This is a genomic window from Nocardia brasiliensis ATCC 700358, assembly GCF_000250675.2.
In the GTDB taxonomy this organism is placed as follows: domain Bacteria; phylum Actinomycetota; class Actinomycetes; order Mycobacteriales; family Mycobacteriaceae; genus Nocardia; species Nocardia brasiliensis_B.
Map to the genome: position 1 here is coordinate 5,979,753 of NC_018681.1, position 22,948 is coordinate 6,002,700.

The window sequence follows — 22,948 nt, forward strand, 5'->3', positions numbered from 1 at the left end:
GAGGGGGCGGCGCAGATGCACGTGCTGTTCGTGAATCCCGACGTCCGGGACAAAAGCGTGATCTACGGCAACCGCATGCTCAACCCGGTGCCGGTGAATTTGGCCTATCGCGCCGCCCTGACCGCGGTCGAGCACCGCGCCACCGTGCTCGACGAGAACGCCACACCCATCACCGATTTCACCCGTTTCGCCGATATCGACCTGGTGGCGGTCACCTCGAAGTTCTTCGGCGAGCGACGCACCGGCGAACTGGTGCGCGGATTCGCCGCGCTGGGCACGCCGGTCGTCGTCGACGGCTACTTCCCCAGTTACGACCCGCAGGCCGAGCGGATCGGTGCGACCTCGGTGGTGCGCGGCGAGGTCGAGCAGGTGTGGCCGCGCATACTCGAGGACGCGAGCCGTGGCCTCCTGCGGCCCGTATACGCCGGCGGGCCGGTGGATCTGGCGACACTGCCGCGCTATGGGCCCGAGCATCTGCCGCCGCACGACTACGTGTTCCCGGTCGAAGCGACCCGGGGCTGCCCCTTCTCGTGCAATTTCTGCATCGAGACCCGCTATCACCACGACCGCTTCCGTACCCGCCCGATCGAGCACGTGCTCGCGCAGATCGACGCGCGCAGCGGCGATTTCGTGCAGTTCTCCGATATCAACATCGTGGGCAATCCACGTTACGCCCGGACCCTGTTCGCCGAACTCGCACCGCGACAGGTGCTGTGGGGCAGCCAGGCGACGATCACCATCGCCCAGCGTCCGGCGCTCGCCGAGGCGGCCGGCCGGGCCGGGTGCATGCTCGTCTTCCTGGGTCTGGAATCGGTCCGCCCGCAGAACCTGGTCGCCTCGGACAAGAGCTGGAGCCGCCCGGCCGACTACCGCGCGCTCATCGCCAGGCTGCACGACGCGGGCATCGGGGTGATCGGGTCGTTCGTCTTCGGCTTCGCCGGTGACACACCGGACGTGTTCGAACGGACCTTGGAGTTCGTCGTCGAGAACGAGATCGAGATCTGCCATTTCAACCCGCTCGGCAGCGGTCCGGGCGTACCGCTGCACGCGGAACATCTGCGGGCGGGCCGCATGATCGACCCCGGCCCCGGTGGGCCCTCGCACCTGCGGGCCTCGGTGGCCCCGGTGTCCATGACGGTCCGGCAGCTCGAGGACGGCCTCGAATACCTGTACACCCGAACCTATTCCCGGGAGTTGACCCGGCAGCGCCTGCGCCGGTATCGAGCGGAGACCGAGCTGCCGGGCCCGCGCTCCACGGCGAAGAAGCGGGCCGTCATCGGCCTGAATCTGGCCTATCGCAGGGCCGTCGAGCGGCACTACGGAGCAACCGTCGGCGCGGAGCGACTGCCGTGACCCGCATCGCGCCGCATTCGGTGCTGCTTCCGGCGATTTCGGGCCCGACGGCGTTGTCGGCCGGGGTCGATATCGCGGCGGTCGATCGGATCCGCACCTTACTCGCGGCGGGAAATGCGTTCTGCGAGCAGGTGTTCCGACCGGCCGAGATCGCCTACTGCACCGCGTTCCGAGATCCCGCACCGCATTTCGCCGCCCGGTTCGGGGCCAAGGAAGCCACGTTGAAGGCCCTGCGCCTCGGACTCGGTGTGCCCCCGGCGACCCGGCGGCTGCGCGATATCGAGGTCTGCCGCACGACCGGCGCACCCCACCTGCTGCTGCACCACCGGATGGCGACGCTGGCGCGACGGCGCGGCCTCACCGGCGCCACAGTGTCGTTGAGTCACGACGGCGACTATGCGCTCGCTTGGGTGCTGCTCGCCGGGCAGGGGTGCGGATGAACCGGCTCGACGATTCCGTCGCCCTGCTGACCGGCGCCGCAGGGGTGTTCGGTACGGCCATCGCGACCCGGTACGCCGAAGAGGGCGCCACGCTGATGCTCACCGATGTCGACGCGACCCGGTTGCAGGCGACGGTGAAGGCGGTCGAAGCCGTTGCCGCCGCGCCGGTTTCCGCGTTCGTCGCCGACCTGACCGAACCCGCCGAGGTGCGCCGCCTCTTCGACCACACCGACGAGACATGGGGCCGGCTCGACGTGCTGATCAACAACGCGGGCGGCGCGCTGCGCTCGCCGCTGATCTTCCACAATGACGCCGACTGGCGCCGGATGCTGCGGGTGAATCTCGATACCGTCTTCTATTGCAGCAGACAGGCGGTGCGCCGGATGCTGCCCCGCCGCAGCGGCCGCATCATCAACGTCGCCTCCGCGCTCGGCTTGACCGGCGGCGCGGACGAAGTCGCGTACGCGACCGCGAAGGCGGCGGTGATCGGCTTCACCCGCAGCGTGGCGCAGGAGGTCGGCCGGCGCGGTGTCTGCGTCAACGCGATCTGCCCGACGCTCGCCGACAGCGGGGTCAGCCGGGAGTATTTCGGCGGCTTCGAGGTCGATATCCGCGCAGTCGCCGCGTATCTCGCGCGCCGGGCGGCGATGCCGCGCCCGATCGCGCCGGAGGACGTCGCCGACGTCGCCGTTTTTCTCGGCGCTCGCGAGAGTGCCTACCTCAATGGGCAGGCCATTCTGGTCGGCGGAGTGGGATAGGAGTATCCGTGCGGTTTCTCATGGTCGACGCGATCACCGAAGTGGACGGCGGCCGCCGCGCCGTCGGCGTGAAGAACGCCGCGATGAGCGAGGACTACTTCGCCGACCACTTCCCGCAGCAACCGATCCTGCCCGGCGTGCTGGTGCTGGAGGCGATGACCCAGCTGGCGCGTTGGCTGGTGCTCACCCACAGCGAATTCCGCACCACCGTGGTGCTCAGCGCGGTGCAGCACAGCAAGTTCATCGACTTCGCGGTGCCCGGCGATCGGCTGACGGTCGAGGTGGACCGCATCGAGGGCGGTGGCGGTCCGGTCCCGGGCGCGGAGCTCGATTTCCGGGGTGCCGCACAGGCGCACGGCCGCAAGATCGCGACGGCGACCTTCCGCTGCCGGACCTACGCGCTGACCGAATTCGAGGATCCCGCGGCGACCCGCCGCCACTATCAAGTGCTGCGGCTCAACGGATCGAAGGTGAGCGGGCAATGAGGCATCGGGTGGCAGTGGTCGGCGCGGGCGTGCTGTCCTGTCTCGGTACCGACTATCGCAGGCAGTGGCGGCGAATTCTGGCGGCCGAGACCGGTTTACGGCGGCGAGACGGCGACAGTCCGCCGGACTTGGCCTATTTCGGCGCCGTGGACGATGCCGAGCACCCCGCCGCGCTCGCCGACCGCAAGCATCTCAAACGCCTCACCAGGGCCTCCCGGCTGGGCGTGTACGCGGCCGATCTGGCGATCGCCGACGCGGGCGCGGTGTTCCGGGCCGCCGCGCCGCCGCGGCGCGGAATCTATATGGGCTCCAACGAGAACGAGGACGAGAAGAACTATCTCGAGCGCTTCGCGCCGGTACTGGCCGGTGCGCGACGCACGGACGGCACCCTCGACCACACGCGGCTCGGCCAGGCGGCACTGCGCCGGGCCAAACCCGATTTCCTGCTCTCCGGCCTGCCCAACGCCGCCCTGTGCCAGATCACCATCCGGCACGAGATCTGCGGCGCGAACAGCACCTTGGTCGACGGCTCGGCCATGGGACTGTGCGCCGTGGGCCGAGCCTTCCGTGCGGTGCGCGAGGGCCGGGCCGACGTCGCGGTCTGCGGTGGCACCGACGCGGGCGCCGACGAATTCGCCCGTCTCGCACTGCGCGAGTTCGGGCTGACCTCGGCCTGCGCCGACGGTGCGCGCTCGGTTCGGCCGTACGACCGGCAGCGGGACGGCTACGTCTGCGCCGAGGGCGCGGCCGCCCTCGTCCTCGCCGATCTCGACCTGGCCAGGGCCAACGACGCGCACATCCTCGCCGAGATCGTCGGTTTCGGCGCCGCCACCGACCGGGGCCGGCCGCTGGCGCCCGACCCCGAGGGCAGCGGTGTGCGCGACGCGCTCACGCGGGCACTGGCCGACGCCGCCATCGATCCTCGAGCGGTCGGCTACATCTACGGCCACGGTGACGCCACCAGTAACGGCGACCGCTCCGAGCTGCACGGCATCGCGCACGCGCTGGCGCGGCGAGACCGGCTGCGGCTCACCGGAACCAAGGCCGCGACCGGGCACATGGGCCCGGCCACCGACGTCGCCGAGGCGGCGTTCGCCTGTCTGAGTGTGCGGGACGGCGTCGTCGCGCCGACGCTCAACTTCGGCGCGGCCGACGACGCGGCCCGCGCGGTCGAAATCGTCACGCATCGGCCGACCGCTCTCGACGCGCGGTTCGCGATCACGCTCAGCCGCAACGTGGACGGACCCGAGGTCGCCGCCGTGGTGCTCGGTAGCGCGTGAGCCCCGCACGGTGGCCTTCGAAACGGACGAAAGGCGAAGTATGACAGCGGATCTGGCAGGGCGGACCGTCTTGATCACCGGCGGTTCCCGCGGCATCGGCCGGGCGATCGCGCTGGAGTTCGCCGACCGCGGCGCGGACGTGATCCTGACCTACTGGCGCAAACGCTCCGCCGCACGCGAGGTCGTCACCGAGATCGAGCGAAAGGGCAGGCGGGCCCTCGCACTACGCGTCGACGTCGGCGAAAGAGACCAGTTGAAGCAACTTTTCGCGGATATCGGCGAGCAGTGGGGCGCGGTGGACTTCTACATCAACAACGCCGCGTCGGCGATCATGAAACCGCTGTTCGCGCTGGAGACCCCGCACTGGCGCTACACCCTCGACACCAATATCACCGCGGCGCTGTTCGGTTGCCGCGCGGCGTACGCGCTCATGCCGCAGGGGCGCGGCGCCATCGTGCTGTTGTCGAGCATGGGCAGCCGTCGCTACCTGCCCAGCTACGGCGGAATGGGCGTGTGCAAGGCGGCGATCGAATCGATGGGGCGTTATCTGGCTGTCGAACTCGCGCCGGGCGTCAACGTCAACACCGTCTGCGGCGGGCTCATCGAAACCGATTCGGTCCGCGCGCTCGCGGGCGCGGACGAATGGGTGCGTCAGGTCGCCGAGGCCGGTCCGATGCGCCGGATCGGCACGCCCGCAGACCTGGCCAAGGTCGTCGCCTTCCTGTGCACCGACGACGCGAGCTGGATCCGGGGCCAGACCATCGTCGCCGACGGTGGCGCCTCACTCACATCCTGAGCACCGACGACTAGGAGACGCTCTCGTGCGCACCGTGATCGAGGAAACCCGCGACATCTACGACCTGACCCACCGGCAGATCACGCTCACGCCGTCCGGGCAGGCCATGATGGCCTATCTGTGGCAGGACCGCGGCGGCTACGTCGGACAGCTGAGCTGGACCACCCGGGATCAGCTGCGCGAGATCGCGCGCGCGGCCGGCTTGGCGCCGGGGCGCACGGTGCTCGATCTCTGCTGCGGCACCGGCGGTATCGCGCGCTACCTCGCCGAGACGACCGGCGCCACGTTCACCGGTCTCGACTACTCCGAGCCCGCGATCGAGATCGCCCGGCGCGCCACCGCCGCGGTCCCGATCCGGTTCGACCACGGCGATGCCCGCGAACTACCCTACGCCGCCGCGACATTCGACGCCGTGGTGAGCGTGGACAGTCTGGTCATCGTGCCGGACCGCCACCGTGTCCTCACCGAATGCGCCAGGGTGCTGAAACCCGGGGGCCGCCTGGCCTTCACCGACGAGGTGCTCACCGGCCCGATCCCGCGCGACCCGGCGACGTTGCGCGCCTTGACCGTCTACGGTCGCCTGTTCGCACAGACACCGGCCGGATATCGGCGGCTGCTCGCGCACGCCGGATTCACCGACATCGACGTCCAGGACAGCACCGAGACGTTCGTCGCGATCAACGAGCGCTGGGCCGAATCGTATCGGCACTTCGCGGTGCAGGGCCGGGAGATTCTGGGCGACAGGCTGTTCGAGGACGGACTGGCCTTCTTCGAGACGCTCGCCGCGCAGGGGGCGGCGGGCCGCCTCGGCCAGGTCCGCGTCCACGCCACGCGCCGGACCGGATAGTCGATGACCCGCTCCCCCGGCCACGATCACCGCGCGACCACGATGCCCTCGGCCACCACACTCGCTGTGCTGCGCGGCGTTTCGAAAACCTTCGGCAGCGCGGACACGGCCGTGCACGCACTGGCCGAGTGTGATCTGACCATCGCGGCGGGCGAATTACTCGTCGTGCTGGGCCCTTCGGGCTCGGGCAAGACCACCCTGCTCAATGTGCTCGGCGGGATCGAGACCCCGACCACCGGGGTGATCAGCATCGACGGGCACACCCTCACCGACCTGGACGCGAAGGGCATGGCGGCGCTGCGCCGCACCGCGCTGAGCTTCGTCTACCAGTTCTTCAACCTCGTGCCGACGCTGACGGCCGCCGAGAACATCGCCGTACTCGCCGAATTGACCGGCGGACCGGTCGGCGCCCGGGTACACGACGTGTTGACCCAGGTGGGCTTGGCCGACTGCGCGGATCGTTTTCCGGCCCAGCTCTCGGGCGGTCAGCAGCAGCGGGTCGCCATCGCACGGGCACTGGTGAACCGGCCGCGGCTGCTGCTGTGTGACGAACCGACGGGTGCGCTGGACCTGGACACCGGACGCAGCGTGCTGGCCCTGCTGCAACGACTGTGCCACCGGGAAGACCACGCGGTCGTGCTGGTCACCCACAACCAGGCCATCGCCGCCATCGCCGACCGGGTGCTGCGTATGCGGTCCGGACGCATCGTCGCCGACCTCCAGCAGGCCGCGCCACTGCCCGCGGATGAGGTCGCCTGGTGACCCGGCATCCGACACTGCACCGGAAACTGTTGCGCGACATGCGCGCCCAGTGGCCGCAGTTCGCCGCGCAGACGATGATCATCGTGCTCGGCGTGGCGCTGTTCACCGCGTCCTACGGGGCATACCGGAATCTGAATGCCTCCTACGACGGCACCTTCGAGACGGAACGTTTCGCCGATGTCTGGGTGAGCGGCGCAGACCCGGCCGCGCTCGCGGCCGCGGCGAACGCCCTGCCGGAGGTCGCGGATGCGGTCGTGCGCACGCAGGTGGATCTGCCGCTGCGGGTCGGGGCGGACAAACTGCGCGGCCGCGTCGTCGGCCTGCCTGCCGACCGGCCGCCCGCGGTGAACGCACCGACGCTGCTGTCCGGGCACTACCCGGCCGCGAACGAGGTCCTGGTCGAACACCATATGGCCGATCACTTCGGGTTGCACAGCGGCGCAACGCTGTCCGTGCTCGGACCCGGCGGGTGGCGCGAGGTGGCCGTCGCGGGCGTGGCCTCCTCGGCCGAATACCTCTGGCCCGCGCGCAGCCGTCGCGACATGTTCCCGCTGCCCGACAATTTCGGCGTACTCTTCGCCGCCGAGCCGCTGGCCACCGCGCTGGCCGCCGGTGCCGCCGATCAGGTGGTGATCCGCTTCGCCGAATCGCCGAATTCCGATGCGGTCACCCGGATTCGGGAACTCGCCGCCGCGCACGGCGCGACGGAGGTGCGCACCCGGGCGGAACAGCCGTCGAACTGGTTGTTGCGCATGGACATCGATGCCTTCGGTGAACTCGCCTATCTGTTTCCGCTGCTGTTCCTGAGCGTCGCCGGTCTGGTGTCGTATGTGCTGCTGCATCGCCGGGTGCGGGCCGAACGCCCGGTGATCGGCGTGCTGCTGGCCGGCGGTGTGTCGCGCGCAACGCTGCTGTGGCACTACCTGCACTACGGGATCGTGGCGGGGCTGGCCGGAGCCCTCGGCGGAATCCTGGTGGGGCTCGCCGGATCCGGCGCATTGAGCCGGGTCTACCTGCGGGCGATCGACCTGCCCGCGGCCGCGGCGGTCGTCGAGGTACGGCCGATCACCCTGATCGGCGCGTTGCTGTTCGGTGTCGCGGCCGGTGCAGTCGGCGCGCTCGCCCCGGCCCTGCTCGCCTTCCGCACGCCGCCCGCTGCGGCGATGCGCGGCACCCCGCCACCGGGCCCAGGTCGAATCAGCGTGCTGGAGCGGGCTATTCCGATGTTACGGCGGCTACCCGCCCGCTGGCTGCTGGTGCTGCGCACGATCGGGCGTAGCCCGCGGCGCACCTGGAGCACTGTGCTCGGCACCGCGCTGTCCCTGGTGGTCATGCTGACCTCGTGGACGATGCTCGATACCATGACCGAGGCGTTGGACGTGTCCTTCCATCAGGTGCAAACCGCCGACGCCCGAGTCGATTTCACCGCCCCGGCCGACCAGCGCCGGCTGGCCGAACTGACCGGGGGCCCGGGTGTCGCCGCCGCCGAACCGATGGTGCAGCTGCCGATCACCCTTGTCGCGAGCCGCGCCACCTACCCGACCGTACTGATCGCGTTGCCGCGCGACACCACGATGCACGGACTGCGGCCGGTCGCCGGGAGCCCGGCCGTCCGGCCCGAGCGCGGCCTGCTGGTCGGCAAGGGAGTCCGGCAGCTGCTGGGCGTCTCGGTCGGCGACCTCGTCGAGGTCGAAGTGCCCGGCGCGCAAGCGGTTCGCGTGCCGATCGCGGGTGTGCTCGACGAACCGATCGGCACCTTCGCCTATTGCACGCTCGAGCAACTCGATGCGCTCGCCGGTGCGCCGGTGCCGATCAACTCCGCCCTGCTGCGCCTCGCACCGCACGCCGACCCCGACCAGGTCCGGCGTGCCCTGTCCGAGCGGCCCGGTGTCGCGGCCTACGAGGATCTCGACGAGGTGAACCGGTTGATCGACCGGTACGCCGGGTTCTTCTTCGTGTTCATCGGCGTGATGCTGGCCCTGGGCGGGCTGATGGCGTTCGCGATCATCTTCACCACCATGTCGATCAATATCGTCGAGCGGCGGCGCGAGGTCGGCGTGCTGCGTGCCGGAGGGATGCCGCACGGCATGCTCGCGCGCCTGATCACCGGTGAGAACCTGCTGCTGACCCTGCTCGGCATCGGGCCGGGCCTGGTGCTCGGGGTGCTCGGCGGGCACAGCTTCCTGTCCACCTACGCCAACGACCAGTTCCAGCTGGATCTGGTGGTCCGCCCCGGCACGCTCGGCAGCGCGGCACTGGTCGTGCTGTGCGTGGCGACCGTGTCGCTGCTGCCCGGACTGCGGGCCGTGCGCGGCCTCGACCTCGCCGCGGTGCTGCGCGAACGATCCGATTGAGTCGCCAGGAGGTGCGCTGATGAACCATTCCGCCTTCGTCACCGGCGGTAATCGCGGGATCGGGCTGGCCATCGCCCGTGAGCTCGCGCGCGGCGGCAAACCGGTGGCGGTCTCGATGCGCAAGGGCGCGCCGCCCGACGGATTGTTCGGCGTCCCTTGCGATGTCACCGACGAACGGCAGGTCGACGCGGCGTTCGCGCTGATCGAACAGGAGCTCGGACCCGTCGATGTGCTGGTCGCCAACGCGGGCATCACCAGGGACGTACTGCTGGCGGCGATGACCGAGGACGAGTTCGCGTCGGTGCTGGATACCAACCTGGTCGGCGCGTTCCGGGTGATCAACCGGGCGGCGCGGACCATGATCCGGCAGCGGCGCGGCCGGATCATCCTGGTGTCGTCGGTGACGGCGCTGCTCGGCTCGGCGGGGCAGACGAATTACGCCGCCTCCAAGGCGGGTCTGATCGGGCTGGCGCGATCGCTGGTGCGAGAACTGGGCGCGCGCAACATCACGGTCAATGTGGTCGCACCCGGATTCGTGGACACCGATATGACCGCGGCGCTCACCCCGCAGTGGCGTGCCGAGGTCACCAAAAAGATTCCGCTCGGCCGGATCGCCGCGGCCGCCGAGATCGCCAGGGTGGTCGCGTTTCTCGCCGGTGCGGACGCGGGCTACATCACCGGCGCGGTGATTCCGGTGGACGGCGGACTCGGCATGGGCCACTGACGGCCGCTCCGCAGCGCGGCACGGTCGTCGGTGTGCCCGTTACCCGCGGCGCCGGTCTCGAGCAGCGCGATCAAACCGGTCTCGTAGGCCACCGCGACCGCCTGCCCGCGCGTGCCGACCGCCAGCTTCTGCAGCACGTGGTGCACGTGGCTGCGCACCGTGGTCGCCGAAACCGAGAGCTGCCGGGCGATTTCGGCATTCGAGCGGCCGTGCGCGAGCAGCCCGAGCACCTCGGCCTCGCGCCGGGTCAGACTGCCCGCCACCTGCATATCGGAGTTGCGCGCCACCGCGGGCGCGACGACGTGGTCGAGACCGCCGACGATCTGCGGCGGCACCACGAGGCGGTTGCCGACCGCCACCACCCGGATGGCGCAGAGCAGCTCGAACGGCGAGCAGCCCGAGGACAGCAGTCCCCGCACGCCCGCACGCACAAGCTTGACCGCGCGCGCGACGTCTTCCTCCGCCATCACCATGATCACCTTCGCGGCCGCGACGAGCTCGGCCAGGCGGTGCTTTCCTTCGACGGCCCCGACGAGCAGTACGACGTCGGGTGCGTGCGCCCGGACCGCCCCGAGCAGGGCGTGGCCGCCCGAAACATCGTCCACCACATCGATATCCGGCTCACGGTCGAACTGCGCGCACAGCCCTCTGCGCATCAGGGCGCTGTCCGCGCAGACCACGACACGGATGGTCACCTGCCGGTGCGCCGCGGCGCCGGTGCCGCGGCCCTCGTTCACCGCCGGAACAGGGACAAGCGGCGCGAGTGTGCCGCGCGATTGCGGTGTGGTGTGATCCGCCGGATCGGTTCCATTGCGTGACAAGACATCTCACGCTCCCATCATTCCCAGCGAATGTTCACCAGGGTAGCACGTAAACAGTTCGACCATCGCTTTGTTCCACCGCCGATGGAATGTACAAATCAACGATTTTATCTGTGCACGTTGTCGTTTCACCGGACGCGATAATCCGCTCTCAACCCGGGGACCGCGCTTTTCGATCACCGTATCCTTCCCGCATCCTTGCGATACCCGCCGCTATTTCCCGACCGATCGTGCCCGCCGCCGCGCCCAGCGTGGTGCGATCCACGGTCCATCGCGGTAGTCGTTCCAGAAACTCCCCCACCCTCGACATGGCGGCGATCAACTCGTCCGCGTCCGCGCCGGCGGTACTCGGCGCTATCCGCAATTGCAGCGTAATTGCCCCACACCGCCGCATGATCAAACGCGCGATCACCGCCTCGGCGTAATTCTGGACCGACGGGCGGGGCTGCGCGCCGATCGCCCGCGGGGACAGCACCAGCCTGCCGAGCAGGCCGACCCGGCGATAGCCCGCGAACAGCGGTGCGCGCGCGGCACGCCGCAGCATCTCCTCCATGGCCGCGGCCACCTGCGGCGCACGGTGCCGGTCCGGTTCGGCCGCCGCGATGGCCGCACGGGCCAGGCCCGCCGCCTGCTCGTTGCGGTAGTGCGTGCGCAGCCACCACGCGGTGTCCGGCGCGGCCTGCGACAACTGCTCGAACACCGCCGCCGACAGCAACGTCGCGCCGATGGGGATCAGCGCGTCGCTCAGCGCCTTCGACAGGGCGACCAGATCCGGCCGGAAGCCGCGACCGGTACAGGTCAGGAAATGGTCGATATCGCAGCGCCAGAAACCGCTGAATATCTCGTCGACCCCGACCAGGAAACCGGTGCTCGCGCGGTGCCGCTCGATCTCGTCGAGCACGCCGGGCGATATCTCGAGGCAGTCGTAACCCTGCACGAGTTCCAGCCAGACCAGCGCGATATCGTCGCGGCGCAGCGCCTGCCGCAGGGCGGCGGTGTCCTCGGGAGCCACCTCGAGCACGTCGACCGGGTAAGGGCTGAAAGCATTGTGGTCGCGGTCGCGGAAGAACGAACTGGTCCGGCTCAAGGCCAGCGAGAGCGGGCCCTTTCCGGAATAGTTGCCGCGCAACGTGAGTACGGTCGTGCGGCCGGGCCGGCAGCACAGCGCGGTGAGCACCGCGTTGTCGACGGCGCTCTGCCCGCTCACCGCGGGCAACAGGAACGGCAGCCCGGTCAGGCGCGCGAGTTCGCTTTCCAGGCGCGAGGTTTCGTCACCGGCGCCCGCCGTGCGGATCACCTCGACCGATTGCACGTTGTGTCCGCGGAACGCGGGACCGGTGCCGGACGCCAGATCCGTATAGGCGCGAGTGCCGCGCCGATAGGTGACGCCTTCGGCCCGATCGAAAGTGACGTTGATCGCCGCGAGATCGATCGCCCTGGTCTGCCAGGTGTTGGCGTGCATGCGCAGGCGGGCGCTGCGGATCGCGCCGCTGTGCCGCATGCGCTCGATCGCCGCGCGCTCGTGGCGGGCGGTCGGGCGCCAGCGAATCACGGTCTCGCACAGCATCTGCATGGCGAGCCCGTTGCCGCCGAAGGTCGACACGTGCGCGATGCTGTCCATGGTGTTGTTCCACAGCGCGAACATGTCCCTGGTGAACGAGACCGTGCCACAGGGCATCTCGTTGCCGACACAGACCTCGCCGAGAAAGGCGAGATCGGCGCAGGTCGCGGCGGCACGCCAGAACGCAAGCGCGCCTTCGCTGCCGAGCAGGCCCCAGGCGACCGGGCACCCTTTCGCCCGCTCCGCCGCCAGTGTGCCGCGCAGCGCGGCCGCCTCGTCGGCCGAAAGGCCGTCGAGGACCACCACATACGCATCCCACTCGGTGACGAGCAGACCCGAGAACTCCTCGGCGGAGCCCACGATCCGCATGCCGTCGGCGATGAGCGCACGCAGTCCGGGCACCGCATGCCCGAAGGCGTAGTACGCGGTCTCGGTCGGGTCCAGCACGAGAATGCGGCAGTGCCCCGCGCCGGCGCGGCGGTTGTGCCGGTTGCGCAGGTATTTCGCCACGGTACCGAGCGCCTCGACACCGGAATTCACGAATACCGAATGCCATGCGACGCCGGTGCTGTCGCCGCTGCTGAGCAACCGATGCAACAGATAGGCCGCGACGACGCCGTCCGGCGGCACATAGGTGCTGGCGAGCACCATGTTCGGCGAGCGCGCGGCAACCCGTTCGGCCAGTATTCCGCGGACCCGATCGGCTGCACCGGGAAATACGCCCGGGATATGTCGCGGCGATCCTCGGGATTCCTCCGGAGCCACGCCAGTGGACATTGCCACGCTCCTTGCTGAACTCATCCGAGGTGCGGCGGCGCCTCGCGGAAACCGCCTGTCCACTTATCGTGGACATGATCAATTGGTGTCAGAATAACCGCGCCGAATCGGGTCATCATCGGACGAATGATGAGCCGGATATCAACACTTGTCGGATAAGCCCGCGATACTGGTACGATCGCGTACCCCGCACTGTGCCAATAGTTTCGGCAGCGGCGTGGAATTCAAGGTCCCGGTCGCGGAATTACGGTCCGGTGCGGATTCACCCGACGGTGACGACGCGACTGTGCCAGCCGGTCGAGCCGTCGGGGAACGGCGGTGCGCGATGGTCGGTCTGGGTGTTGCCGGCGCGGTCGGTCGCGCGCACGCGCAAGGTGTGCGTGCCTGGTTCGGCGCGCCAGCGCCAAGTCCACTGCCGCCAGGTGTCGAGCGAATATTCCGCGGCCAGCGTGGCCGGTTGCCACGGCTGATCGTCGACCTGCACCTCGACCGCGTCGATGCCGCGCTGCTGGGCCCAGGCGACACCGGCGACCACGACCTCCCCGGCGGGCACGGTCGCGAAGGAGGCGGGCACGTCGATCCGGGACGCGGTCTTGATGGGCGCCTGTGCGGCCCAGTCCCGTTCGGTCCAGTACGCCTCGGCGCGGTCGAACCGGGTGAGTTCGAGGTCGATCACCCATTTGGTGGCGGAGACGTAGCCGTAGAGACCGGGCACGATGAGCCGGGCCGGATAGCCGTGCGCGATGGGCAGCGGCGCGCCGTTCATGCCCACCGCGAGCAGGGCGTCCCGGCCGTCCAGGACCGCCGAAACCGGTGTGCCCGCGGTGAACCCGTCGACGCTGCGGGACAGCAGCATATCGGCCTCGGGACGCACGCCCACCTCGGCCAGCAGCTCGGCCAACGGATATCCGGTCCAGACGGCCGTGCCCGCCAGCTCGCCGCCGACCTCGTTGGAGACGCACGTCAGGGTGATCATGCGCTGCACCGCGTTTCGCCGCCGCAGTGCGTCGAAATCCCACTCTCTGGGCCGCTCCACCAACCCGTGCACTCGCAGCCGCCACTCATCACTGGTCAGTGCAGGCAGTTGCAAAGCGGTATCGACCCGATAGAACCGATCGTTGGGCGTGACGAACTCGGTGAGCCCCGGAACCCGTGGCGCCACTTCGAGACTCGGCGCTGCCGCCGCCTGCGCCCGCGGCACCACGAACTTGGCCCGATCGGCCACCACATCCCGCAACCGTGCCCCGATCCACTGCCCCACCACCCCCGCTCCCACCGCAACCGCCCCGACCCCCACCGCAAGCGCGAGAAACCGCCGCCGCGAGGGGCGTGCTGGTGGCGCATCCGCATCTGGAACGCCCGTCGTGCCGCTGGGCCCATCGTGGCCCGGAAGGCGATCGGCTCCAGCAGGTTTCGCGACCGACTCGCCGTGCGAGCCTTTCGCGGCTCGCGTGAGCAGGCGCAGGGCGAGGACTCCCGCGACGACGCCGATTATGGTCGGGAGGGCGAACAGCGGTGTGGCGGTGGGGCGTTCGAGAGCTGCGCCGAGGACTATCGCGCCGAGTAGTACCAGTAGCGCGGTGCCGAAGGGGCGTTTGCGTTCCAGTACGCCGGCGACGGCGGCGAAGAGCAGCATCACGGCCGCCATCGAGACGAACAGGGCGAGTTTGTCGTTGCTGCCGAAGCGGCGGATCGCGGCGTCCTTCAACGCGTGCGGCGTGTGGTCGACCACCGACGCGCCCATCGCGTAGAAGGGCGAGGCGGCCGGATCGAGCACCGCGGCGACGAGATGGCCGACGCCGAGCACGGTCAGCGCCGCGAGCACCCCGGCCAGCGCGGCCGCGAGGATACCGCGCCCGGGCCGCTCGGCGACCGCATTCGGATATGGCTGTGCCACACTCTGTTTCATGGTTCGCTCCCTTGTCGAGCGTGGGCGAATAGAATCCCGCGAAACCGCGGGCGCGACGCCGCCGATCAGTCACGAACCCCGGGCCGGGATCCGGGTCAGGCCAGCCCGACCTTCGCGATGGCGTCCCCGGTCGGCTTCGGCGAACCGGCGGCCGGTTCGTCGGTGACGGCCAGGACGTCGACGGCGTCGAAGCGCGTCACCACGGCCGGACCCGTGGGCAGCTCGGTCATCACACCGACCGAACGCGTCGCCCCGTCGGTGGCGACCAGCCACATCTGATACGAGCGCCCCGGCGCGGGCGCGGGTACATCCTCGAAAGACGCTGTGGCGGCCCCGATCCCGGCCGAGGTGTGCACGACGAGCCGGCCACCGCCCGCGACCGGCGCGGCACGGACCAGCACGTCGGGCTGGGCGAGCACCACCTGCGCGGTGATCCCGGACGGCGGGTGCGTGCTGTTGCGGTATACCACCGCGCCCGCACCGATCGCGACGACCACGGCGGCGGCCGCCGCCACCCAGCGCAGCCGGCCGATCCCCCGCTTGGCCGGTGCGCCGGCGGCGGGGTCCAGCGCCCGCAGCAGTGTGGCTTCCAGCGTCGGCGGCGGCGCCGTGGCATCGAGTACGGTCAACGCCGCCAACGTTTCCCGCACGCCGGACACGATCGTGGCGAAGGTCGCGGCGACGGCCGGGTCGGCGTCGCGCAGCCGGTGCTCGATGGTGCGCCGCTCGAACTCGGCGACCGCGTCCATGGCGTACGGGTAGGCCAGATCGAGCAGATCCCTGCCGGACCGCTCGGTGTCGTTCATCGGGTATCACTCCCTGTCAGGCAATTCTCCAGCCGCTTCAATCCGTCCCGGATCCGGCTCTTGATGGTGGGCAGCGGCACCGCCAGGTGGTCGGCCACCTCGCTGTAGGTGCGGCCGCTGTAGTAGGCCAGCGCGACGGCCTGGCGCTGGATCTCGGTCAGCGTGTCCAGGCAGTCCAGCACCGACTGTTCGTCGAAGCGCTGCCCGACCTCCTCGGCGACCACATCGTGGTCGCGGCCCAGATGTGCTTGGCCGTACGCGAGATCGCGGGTCGCGGCGGACTGTTCCCGGCGTACCCGGTCCACCGCCCGCCGATGGGTCAGCATCATCAGCCAGCCCATCGGACTGGACAGCTTGCGGTCGTAACCCGCCGCGAGCGACCAGACCTGCAGATACACCTCCTGGGTGATCTCCTCGGCCGCGGCGTGACTGCGCAGGATGCGCAGCGCCAGGCCGAACACCCGGTGGCTGGTCGCCCGATAGAACTCGGTGAACGCGTCTCGATCGCCGGACGCCACCGTGTCCAGCAGCCCGAGCAGCCGCCGGGTCAGCACCGCCTCCTCGGGGTTTTCCCGTGGCGGACAGGACGGTCCGCCGTCGCCGCCGGTGCGGCGCAGGCGGATCGCGGTGAGCTTCGGTTCCTCCGGCATGGTCACCTCCCCGTTCCACCGCAGGCGAGGGCGAACAGGGTAGGGATCTGCGACAGCAACACGTCGAGCTCGACTCCTGAGGGGAGGGACCATTCCGGACAGTGGGGCAGATCAGGCAGCGGGCGGCATGAGCACGGTATCGATCATGTACACAGTGGCATTGGCGGTCTTGACGCCACCGCAGATCACGGACGCGTTGCCGACTTTGATGTCGTCACCGCTGCGCGCGACCGTCACGGTATCGCCCTGGACGGTCTTGTGCGTGCCCGCGATGCGATCCGGACCGACCTGGCCCGGCACCACGTGATACGTGAGGATCTTGGTGAGCGTGGCCGAGTCGGTCTTCAGCGAATCCACCGTGGCCGGATCGATTTTCGCGAACGCCGCGTCGACCGGGGCGAACACCGTGAACTGGCCGCCGTTGAGCGTATCGACCAGATTCACCTGCGGGTTGAGTTTGCCGGATACCGCCGCGACCAGCGTGGTCAGCAGCGGGTTGTGCGAGGCCGCGGTCGCCACCGGGTCCTGCGCCATCCCGCTGACCGAACCCGCACCGGTCGGCACCTGCTGGGCGTAGGCCGCACAGCCCGGGCCGACCAGATCGCCCGCGGCGGCGGCCGCGGACGTCGTCTTCGCCGCCGAGGACGAGGGCTCGGCGGCCGTATCGGATTTATCGGACGAGCAGGCCGACGCGCCGGCCAGCGCCGCGCCGAGCACCATCGCTGCCACGACCGAACGTCGCATAACTGTCATCGTTGTCTTTCGCTTCCGTCGAGACGGCTCACGGCCGTGCTGGGGAGTGGACGGAACGGAATTCGCCTGGCCGACAGCGGCGGATGGGTCGAGTTCGGGACGAGTTTCGGTCGATACAACCGCGTCCGGCCCGGCGGAGTGGACTCCGCCGGGCCGGACGCCGGGCTGTGCGCTACCGCCGAGCTCAGCTCGGCTGTGCCTCGACGACCTTGGCACTCAGGTGCGCCTCGATCGCCTCGAAGATGCGCGGACGCAGTTCCGCCGCGCTGATCACCGCATCCACCGAGCCGACCTCCACGGCGCGCTGGATGTTGTGCACCCGGTCGAATTCCGCGGCGACCTGGCCGAGCTTCTCGGTGCGCACCGAGGAACGCAGCTCGTCGAGTTCGGCCTTGAGCGGGCCGCGCTCGGCGACCGCGGCGGCCGCGACCCGCGCCTCCAGCTCGCGGACGCGCTCGTCGGCGGCGGTGCGGGCGTTCACGTCACCGGCGAACACCACCGCGGCGGCGGGCGCACCACCGAGCACGGAGGCGAACGAGCCGTCGATGGCGAGCGCGGTCATGTTCGGGTTCAGCGTCTTGGAGAAGACGACGAACGCGCCGCCGTGGTAGCGCGAGATCACGCAGAACACGATCGGCCCACGGAAATTGACGATCGCGCGACCGATCTCGGCGCCGTACTCGAGTTGCAGCTTGCGCATCGATTCCGGGGAGCCGTCGAAGCCGGACAGGTTCGCCAGCACCACCAGCGGCCGGTTGCCGCTGGCCGCGTTGATCGCCCGCGCCGCCTTCTTCGACGACCGCGGGAACAGGGTGCCCGCGGTGTAGGTGTCCGGGCCGTCGGTGGGCGGGAAGCCGCGGCGCGGCACCGACTGCGATTCGATGCCGAGCAGGCAGACCGGGATACCGCCGAGGTGCGCGTCCTGCACGACCGCGGTCTCCGCGTCGGCCATGCCCGCCCACCGTTCCAGCACCGGGTGGTCCTGGTCGGAGACGGCGCGCATGACGGTGCGAATATCGAAGGGCTTCTTGCGATCCGGGTTCGCCTTGGCCGAGAAGATCTCGCCGACCGTGGTGAAGTCGCTGCCCGCGAGCAGATGCGGGAAGTCCGAGACGTCGCGGTCGATCGGGTCGGCGGTCTCCGCGCGCCGCGGGTGCAGCTCGCCCGGTGCGATGTAGGTGTGGTCGTAGTGCGACATCAGCACCTCGCGGGCCGCGAGCAGGTTCGGCGCCCAGTACTGCGCCTGCCCGTTCGGGCCCATCACGCGGTCGTAGCCGCCGATGCCGAAGTTGTCCTCGGCCGAGACACCGCCGGAGAAGTCCAGCGCCTGCTTACCGGTGAGCACCATCGCCGAGTCCGGCGTCATGACCAGGATGCCCTTGGTGTGCATGAGCATCGTCGCCTCGGCGTTCCAGTACGGCTGGGCGCCGACGTTGATGCCGGAGACCACGATATTGATCTCGCCGCCGTCCTGGGTGAACTCGACGATCCGCTTGAGCGCGGCCGCCACCCAGTCCATGTTCTCGGTACCGGACTTCATCGAGATGCGCGCACCGGAGGAGAGCGCGTACCACTCCAGCGGCACCCGCATCTGCTCGGCCAGATCCAGCGCGGCGATCACCCGCCGGCATTCCGGCTCGGAGAGCGCACCGAGCGACTTGGTCGGGTCGCCGAGCAGGATGACCCGGTTGACGCCCTCGGGATGGCGGGTGGTCGGCGTGCTGACCACACCCGCGACCATCGCCGCGGAGTTGAGACCCTTCGGCCGGTCGACGGGCACCAGCCGGTGCGTGTCGTCGAGGTCGTACTCGCGGAAATTGCCGAGCAGACCGGTCAATTCGTACGGGTACACGGTGTTGCGGCTGCTCGCGCGCAGCACCTTGAGCCGATAGTCGTCGAGCGGTTCGACCAGGGCGGTCGAGGGCTCTTCCACGATCAGCTCGTGACCGCCGGTGGCGTCGAAGGAGATCCGCATCGAGGTCTTGTTGAGCTCACCGGTCTGCGGATCGCGCTGACGCGCGATGAACAGCATCTCCTCCAGGCCCGCGCCGGCCGCGGTGGGCAGCACCCGGTCCGCGATCACCAGCAACTCGGTGCGGGTGAGGCTGCTCGGCGGCCACACGTAGATCACGATCCGGTTGGTGTTGAAGCGGTTCTTCGACGGCCGCCGCGACTGGGCCCGCCGGATCGAGTCCAGGCAGGTGGCGATGGTGTTCTCCGCCGTCGGCAGCGCGATCAACCGGCCCTCGTGCTCACGCAGCTCGGTGAGGTCACGCACCTGGGCGAACGCGACGAGGCGATCGTCGGACGGATTCTCCTGCGCCACACAGCGGAACAGGTAGACCTCTTCGTCCGAGGACGGCAGGCGGGTCAGGTCGAACTTGCTGAGCCGCTCCATCTGCATCCGCTGTGCGATGTAGGGGTGCAGGCCGCGGATCAGCCGCTGCTCGACCATGCCGTTCGGCGAAGGCTCGAAGGTGAAGTGGTGGTGCATGACATTGGCGCCACTGCCCGCGACCGTGGCGGTGAGCCTGCGGACCTGCGCGGGCAGCGGGTACTGCTTGACGACCTCGTCGAGCAGCTGCGCCATCACCGCGAAATCCTCCGGCTGCTGCGGCCAGGCGAGGTAGATGTCGGCGTCGACGGCGTCTTCCTCGACGGCCAGCTCGGCCAGTCCGCGCAGCGCGTCGCCCAGCGCGTCGAAACTCACCGCGGCCGAGGCCACCGACGAGTCCGCCCGCTCGGCGACCACGAAGGTGCAGCCCGCGGCCACAGTCGTGCGGACCCCGAGCAGTTCCTTGTTGCCGTAGTACCGGCGGGTCAGCACCTCGAGCATGATCGCGTTGTCGAGATCGTCGCGGTTGAGTCGCTGGCCGAGGATCCGGACCAAAGGCTCGGTGCTGCGCACCATTTCGGCGACGCGCTCGGCGCGGTCCGGCGCGTCCGCGTGGGTGTCCAGGTAGCGCAGGTGGTTGCGGATATCGGCGTAGACCCGCGCACGGTTGCGGCGCAACAGCGGCTGACCGAACCAGGAGAACACCAGACCGCGCGCGAGGTCGGCGACCACCGGGAAGCGGACCTGGGTCGCGGCGATCAGCCGTTCCAGGGTGCGGGCCGCGGGCTCGTGCTGCGCCTCGTCCGGCGGGGCCTCGCCGAGCCAGGTGCGCACCAGCGCGGTGACGATCGAGGCCGCGACGGACGCGCGCTGCTGGGCGAGGAAGATGCGGAACACCGCCGACTCGAGCTCGGGCGTGCGATCCAGTTCGGTCACGTCGTAGTGCTCGAGCGCGCGGGACAGCTTGGCCTGGAACGCTTCCGGGAGTCCGGCCCGCTCGACGTCGAGGCTCTGCAGGTAGGTGTGGAAGCGTTCCCGCGCACTGTGCACGTGACCGCCGATCTCGTCACCGGCCTGCCGGTTGCGGCTCAGCTCGGCGAGGTCGGCGAAGACCTCGATGAGGTCGAGTTCCTCGGTGAGCGGACGCTGGCCGTCCTCGACCGACGAGCGACGCGCGGCCAGGTAGTCGTCGAGCACCCGGCCTTCGTCGTGCGGGTCGACGTCGAAGCCGAGCAGCAGGCTGCGCAGATCCTCGAGACCGCGGCGGGTGCGCTCGCGCGCGGGCAGCGCGGCGGGCGCGGCGGGCAGGTCCAGCTCGATCGTTTCCGCCGGACCCTCGTCGGCGGCGTCCTCCTCGTCGCTGAGCGGCTCCAGCCACAGCATCGGCGCGCCGGTCTCCACCTGGGTGCCGACCGAGACCACGCACTGCTTGAGCCGCGCGTTGAACGGCGCGCGCAGCACCGTCTCCATCTTCATGCTCTCCAGCACCAGGACGGGCGCGCCCGCCTCGACCTCGGCGCCGATCTCCAGCGGCAGGGCGACCACCAGCGCGGGCGCGGGCGAGCGGACCACGCCGCCCTCGTCGCGGCTGACCCGGTGCGTCACGCCGTCCACCTCGACCAGGTGCACGGTGCCGTGCGAGCCGGTGAGCAGGCGATAGCGGGTGCCGTTGACGACGATCTGCCCGGTGTGCTCGTCGAAGCGGTCCAGCTCGACATCCGCGGTGCGGATATCGTCGCCGGCCTCGACGCCGACGCGGAACCGGTTCGCGCCGACCCGCGCCACGCGCGCGCGGTAGCTCACGCCGCGCAGCGCGAGATCCAGCGCGCGGCCGCTCTCGTGCTGCACCTGCGGGCGGCCACCGGCCGCGGTGGACAGCAGGCGTTCCTGTTCGGCGTGCTCTTCCTCCTCGTACGCGCCGATGGCCGCGGCGGCCAGCGCGACGGCGGAGTGGCGGTGCGAGACGAGCCTGCCCTGAGCGCGGACCCGGTCGATCCAGCCGGTGTCGGCGCTGGCGTCGATCACCTCGGGCTGGTCGAGCAGGTCGATGACGAAGCTCTTGTTGGTCGCGCCGCCCTCGATGATGACCGTGGTGTCGGCCATCGCGCGGCGCAGCCGGCCGAGCGCCTCGTCGCGGTCGCGGCCGTAGGCGATGATCTTCGCGATCATCGAGTCGAAGTCGGCGGGGATGGTGTCGCCCTCGCTGACGCCGGTATCGACCCGGATGCCCGGACCCGCGGGCAGGTCGAGGCGGGCGATGCGCCCCGGCGAGGGCGCGAAGTCGCGGTCGGGGTCCTCGGCGTTGAGCCGGGCCTCGATGGCGTGACCGCGCTCGATCGGGGGCTGCCCCTCGAGCTTGCCGCCGGATGCCACGTGCAGCTGCGCCTTGACCAGGTCGAAGCCGGTGGTGGACTCGGTGATCGGGTGCTCGACCTGCAGGCGGGTGTTCACCTCGAGGAAGGCGAAGATCCGCTCGCCCGCGTGGTAGAGGAACTCGACGGTCGCCGCGCCGCGGTAACCGACCTTGACGGCCAGCCGCTCGGCCGAGGCCTTCAGCTCGCCGACCTGCTCCGCGTTCAGCAACGGCGAGGCCGATTCCTCGATGACCTTCTGGTTGCGGCGCTGCACCGAGCAGTCGCGCACGCCGAGCGCCCACGCGGTGCCCTGACCGTCCGCGATCACCTGCACCTCGACGTGGCGGGCGCCGGTGATCAGCCGCTCCAGGAACACGATGCCGCTGCCGAACGAGCGCGCGGCCTCCTGACTGGTGCGCTCGTAGGCGTCGGTGAGTTCGTCGGCACTGCCGACCATGCGGATACCGCGACCGCCGCCGCCCGCGGTGGCCTTCAGCATCAGCGGGTAGCCGATCTCGGCGGCCGCCGCCAGCGCGGCGTCCAGGCTCTCGACCGCGCCGCGGCTCCACGGCGCGACGGGCACGCCGACCTCCTCGGCGATCAGCTTCGCGCCGATCTTGTCGCCGAGCTTGCGCATCGCGTCGGCGTTCGGGCCGATGAAGGTGACGCCGATCTTCTCGCACAGCTCGGCGAACGCCGGATCTTCGGCGACGAAGCCCCAGCCGACCCATGCGGCGTCGGCCTCGGTCGCCACCAGCGCGCGCTCGAGCACCTTCAGGTCCAGGTACGGCCGCGCGGCCGCGGGACCGAGGTCGTAGGCCGTATCGGCCTCCCGCACGAAGGTGGCGTTGCGATCCACGTCGGTGTATAGCGCGATGGTTTCGATCGTTGTCGCGGTCTCCGCGGCCAGCTCCCGCACGGCGTGGATCAGCCGCATCGCAGCCTCACCTCGGTTGACGATTGCGATACGCCTGAACACTCGACAGTCCCTTCCTCTTCGTAGCGCCGGCACGGTCGGCCAACGGTCTTCGCGGCTCGGATCCCCGTGCTGTGCAGCTTATTCTGCGATGCGTACGCACGGCTCGCCGTGTGTGTTCGCATGCGCGATCGGTCGATGCAAGAAACGCAGGGGTGCAAAGGTTTCGGACCATAACATGCGAAGACACCACCAAACCCCCCTTCA

At 70.0% G+C, this 22,948-nt stretch carries 17 protein-coding genes; 10 read left to right on the plus strand and 7 right to left on the minus strand.

The window, feature by feature from the left end; translation table 11 throughout:
* Positions 1-15 precede the first annotated feature (15 nt).
* From O3I_RS26350 to fabG, 10 genes are read left to right on the plus strand one after another with little or no spacing between them, the layout of a single operon-like run.
* Entirely contained in the window at positions 16-1,353 is a 1,338-nt protein-coding gene (locus tag O3I_RS26350) for a B12-binding domain-containing radical SAM protein (protein WP_014986047.1), read from the plus strand.
* The gene (locus tag O3I_RS45670; RefSeq protein ID WP_014986048.1) at positions 1,350-1,793 is read left to right on the plus strand and encodes a holo-ACP synthase; all 444 of its coding nucleotides are present in this window, start codon (positions 1,350-1,352) and stop codon (positions 1,791-1,793) included. The genes O3I_RS26350 and O3I_RS45670 overlap by 4 nt, the downstream gene beginning before the upstream one ends.
* Entirely contained in the window at positions 1,790-2,551 is a 762-nt protein-coding gene (locus O3I_RS26360; protein WP_014986049.1) for an SDR family NAD(P)-dependent oxidoreductase, read from the plus strand. Before O3I_RS45670 ends, O3I_RS26360 begins: the two co-directional genes overlap by 4 nt.
* An 8-nt stretch (positions 2,552-2,559) precedes the next feature.
* Positions 2,560-3,036 carry a 3-hydroxyacyl-ACP dehydratase FabZ family protein gene (locus tag O3I_RS43020; RefSeq protein WP_141692005.1) on the plus strand — a complete coding sequence of 159 codons (477 nt, stop codon included), beginning with the start codon at positions 2,560-2,562 and terminating at the stop codon, positions 3,034-3,036.
* Complete coding sequence (locus O3I_RS26370) at positions 3,033-4,316, plus strand: beta-ketoacyl-[acyl-carrier-protein] synthase family protein (protein ID WP_014986051.1); 1,284 nt, start codon at positions 3,033-3,035, stop codon at positions 4,314-4,316. The genes O3I_RS43020 and O3I_RS26370 overlap by 4 nt, the downstream gene beginning before the upstream one ends.
* Positions 4,317-4,356: 40 nt before the next feature.
* Positions 4,357-5,112, plus strand: coding sequence for an SDR family oxidoreductase (locus O3I_RS26375; protein WP_014986052.1), 756 nt, complete (start codon positions 4,357-4,359; stop codon positions 5,110-5,112).
* A gap of 25 nt (positions 5,113-5,137) precedes the next feature.
* Entirely contained in the window at positions 5,138-5,959 is an 822-nt protein-coding gene (locus O3I_RS43025) for a class I SAM-dependent methyltransferase (protein ID WP_014986053.1), read from the plus strand.
* 3 nt (positions 5,960-5,962) lie between these two features.
* Positions 5,963-6,721, plus strand: a complete 759-nt coding sequence (locus O3I_RS26385; RefSeq protein WP_014986054.1) for an ABC transporter ATP-binding protein — start codon at positions 5,963-5,965, stop codon at positions 6,719-6,721.
* Positions 6,718-9,075, plus strand: a complete 2,358-nt coding sequence (locus tag O3I_RS26390) for an FtsX-like permease family protein (protein ID WP_014986055.1) — start codon at positions 6,718-6,720, stop codon at positions 9,073-9,075. Before O3I_RS26385 ends, O3I_RS26390 begins: the two co-directional genes overlap by 4 nt.
* 19 nt (positions 9,076-9,094) lie before the next feature.
* Positions 9,095-9,799 (plus strand): 3-oxoacyl-ACP reductase FabG, encoded by a 705-nt coding sequence (gene fabG, locus O3I_RS26395; RefSeq protein ID WP_014986056.1) that lies wholly within the window; start codon positions 9,095-9,097, stop codon positions 9,797-9,799.
* Here the strand turns inward: fabG and O3I_RS26400 are convergent.
* From O3I_RS26400 to O3I_RS26430, 7 genes are all read right to left on the minus strand, one after another.
* Entirely contained in the window at positions 9,745-10,620 is an 876-nt protein-coding gene (locus O3I_RS26400) for a response regulator transcription factor (RefSeq protein ID WP_051066765.1), read from the minus strand. The genes fabG and O3I_RS26400 overlap by 55 nt on opposite strands.
* A 151-nt stretch (positions 10,621-10,771) precedes the next feature.
* Positions 10,772-12,958, minus strand: coding sequence for an aminotransferase class III-fold pyridoxal phosphate-dependent enzyme (locus O3I_RS26405; RefSeq protein ID WP_141692004.1), 2,187 nt, complete (start codon positions 12,956-12,958; stop codon positions 10,772-10,774).
* A gap of 262 nt (positions 12,959-13,220) precedes the next feature.
* On the minus strand, positions 13,221-14,867 hold the full coding sequence (locus O3I_RS26410; protein WP_014986059.1) for a molybdopterin-dependent oxidoreductase: 1,647 nt from the start codon (positions 14,865-14,867) through the stop codon (positions 13,221-13,223).
* Positions 14,868-14,962: 95 nt separating this feature from the next.
* Entirely contained in the window at positions 14,963-15,673 is a 711-nt protein-coding gene (locus O3I_RS26415; RefSeq protein ID WP_014986060.1) for an anti-sigma factor, read from the minus strand.
* Positions 15,670-16,323 carry an ECF RNA polymerase sigma factor SigK gene (gene sigK, locus O3I_RS26420; protein ID WP_014986061.1) on the minus strand — a complete coding sequence of 218 codons (654 nt, stop codon included), beginning with the start codon at positions 16,321-16,323 and terminating at the stop codon, positions 15,670-15,672. Before sigK ends, O3I_RS26415 begins: the two co-directional genes overlap by 4 nt.
* 111 nt (positions 16,324-16,434) lie before the next feature.
* Positions 16,435-17,076, minus strand: a complete 642-nt coding sequence (locus tag O3I_RS26425) for a fasciclin domain-containing protein (RefSeq protein ID WP_202804881.1) — start codon at positions 17,074-17,076, stop codon at positions 16,435-16,437.
* A gap of 184 nt (positions 17,077-17,260) precedes the next feature.
* The gene (locus O3I_RS26430) at positions 17,261-22,744 is read right to left on the minus strand and encodes a carboxyl transferase domain-containing protein (RefSeq protein WP_041562884.1); all 5,484 of its coding nucleotides are present in this window, start codon (positions 22,742-22,744) and stop codon (positions 17,261-17,263) included.
* Between the last annotated feature and the right edge of the window lie 204 nt (positions 22,745-22,948).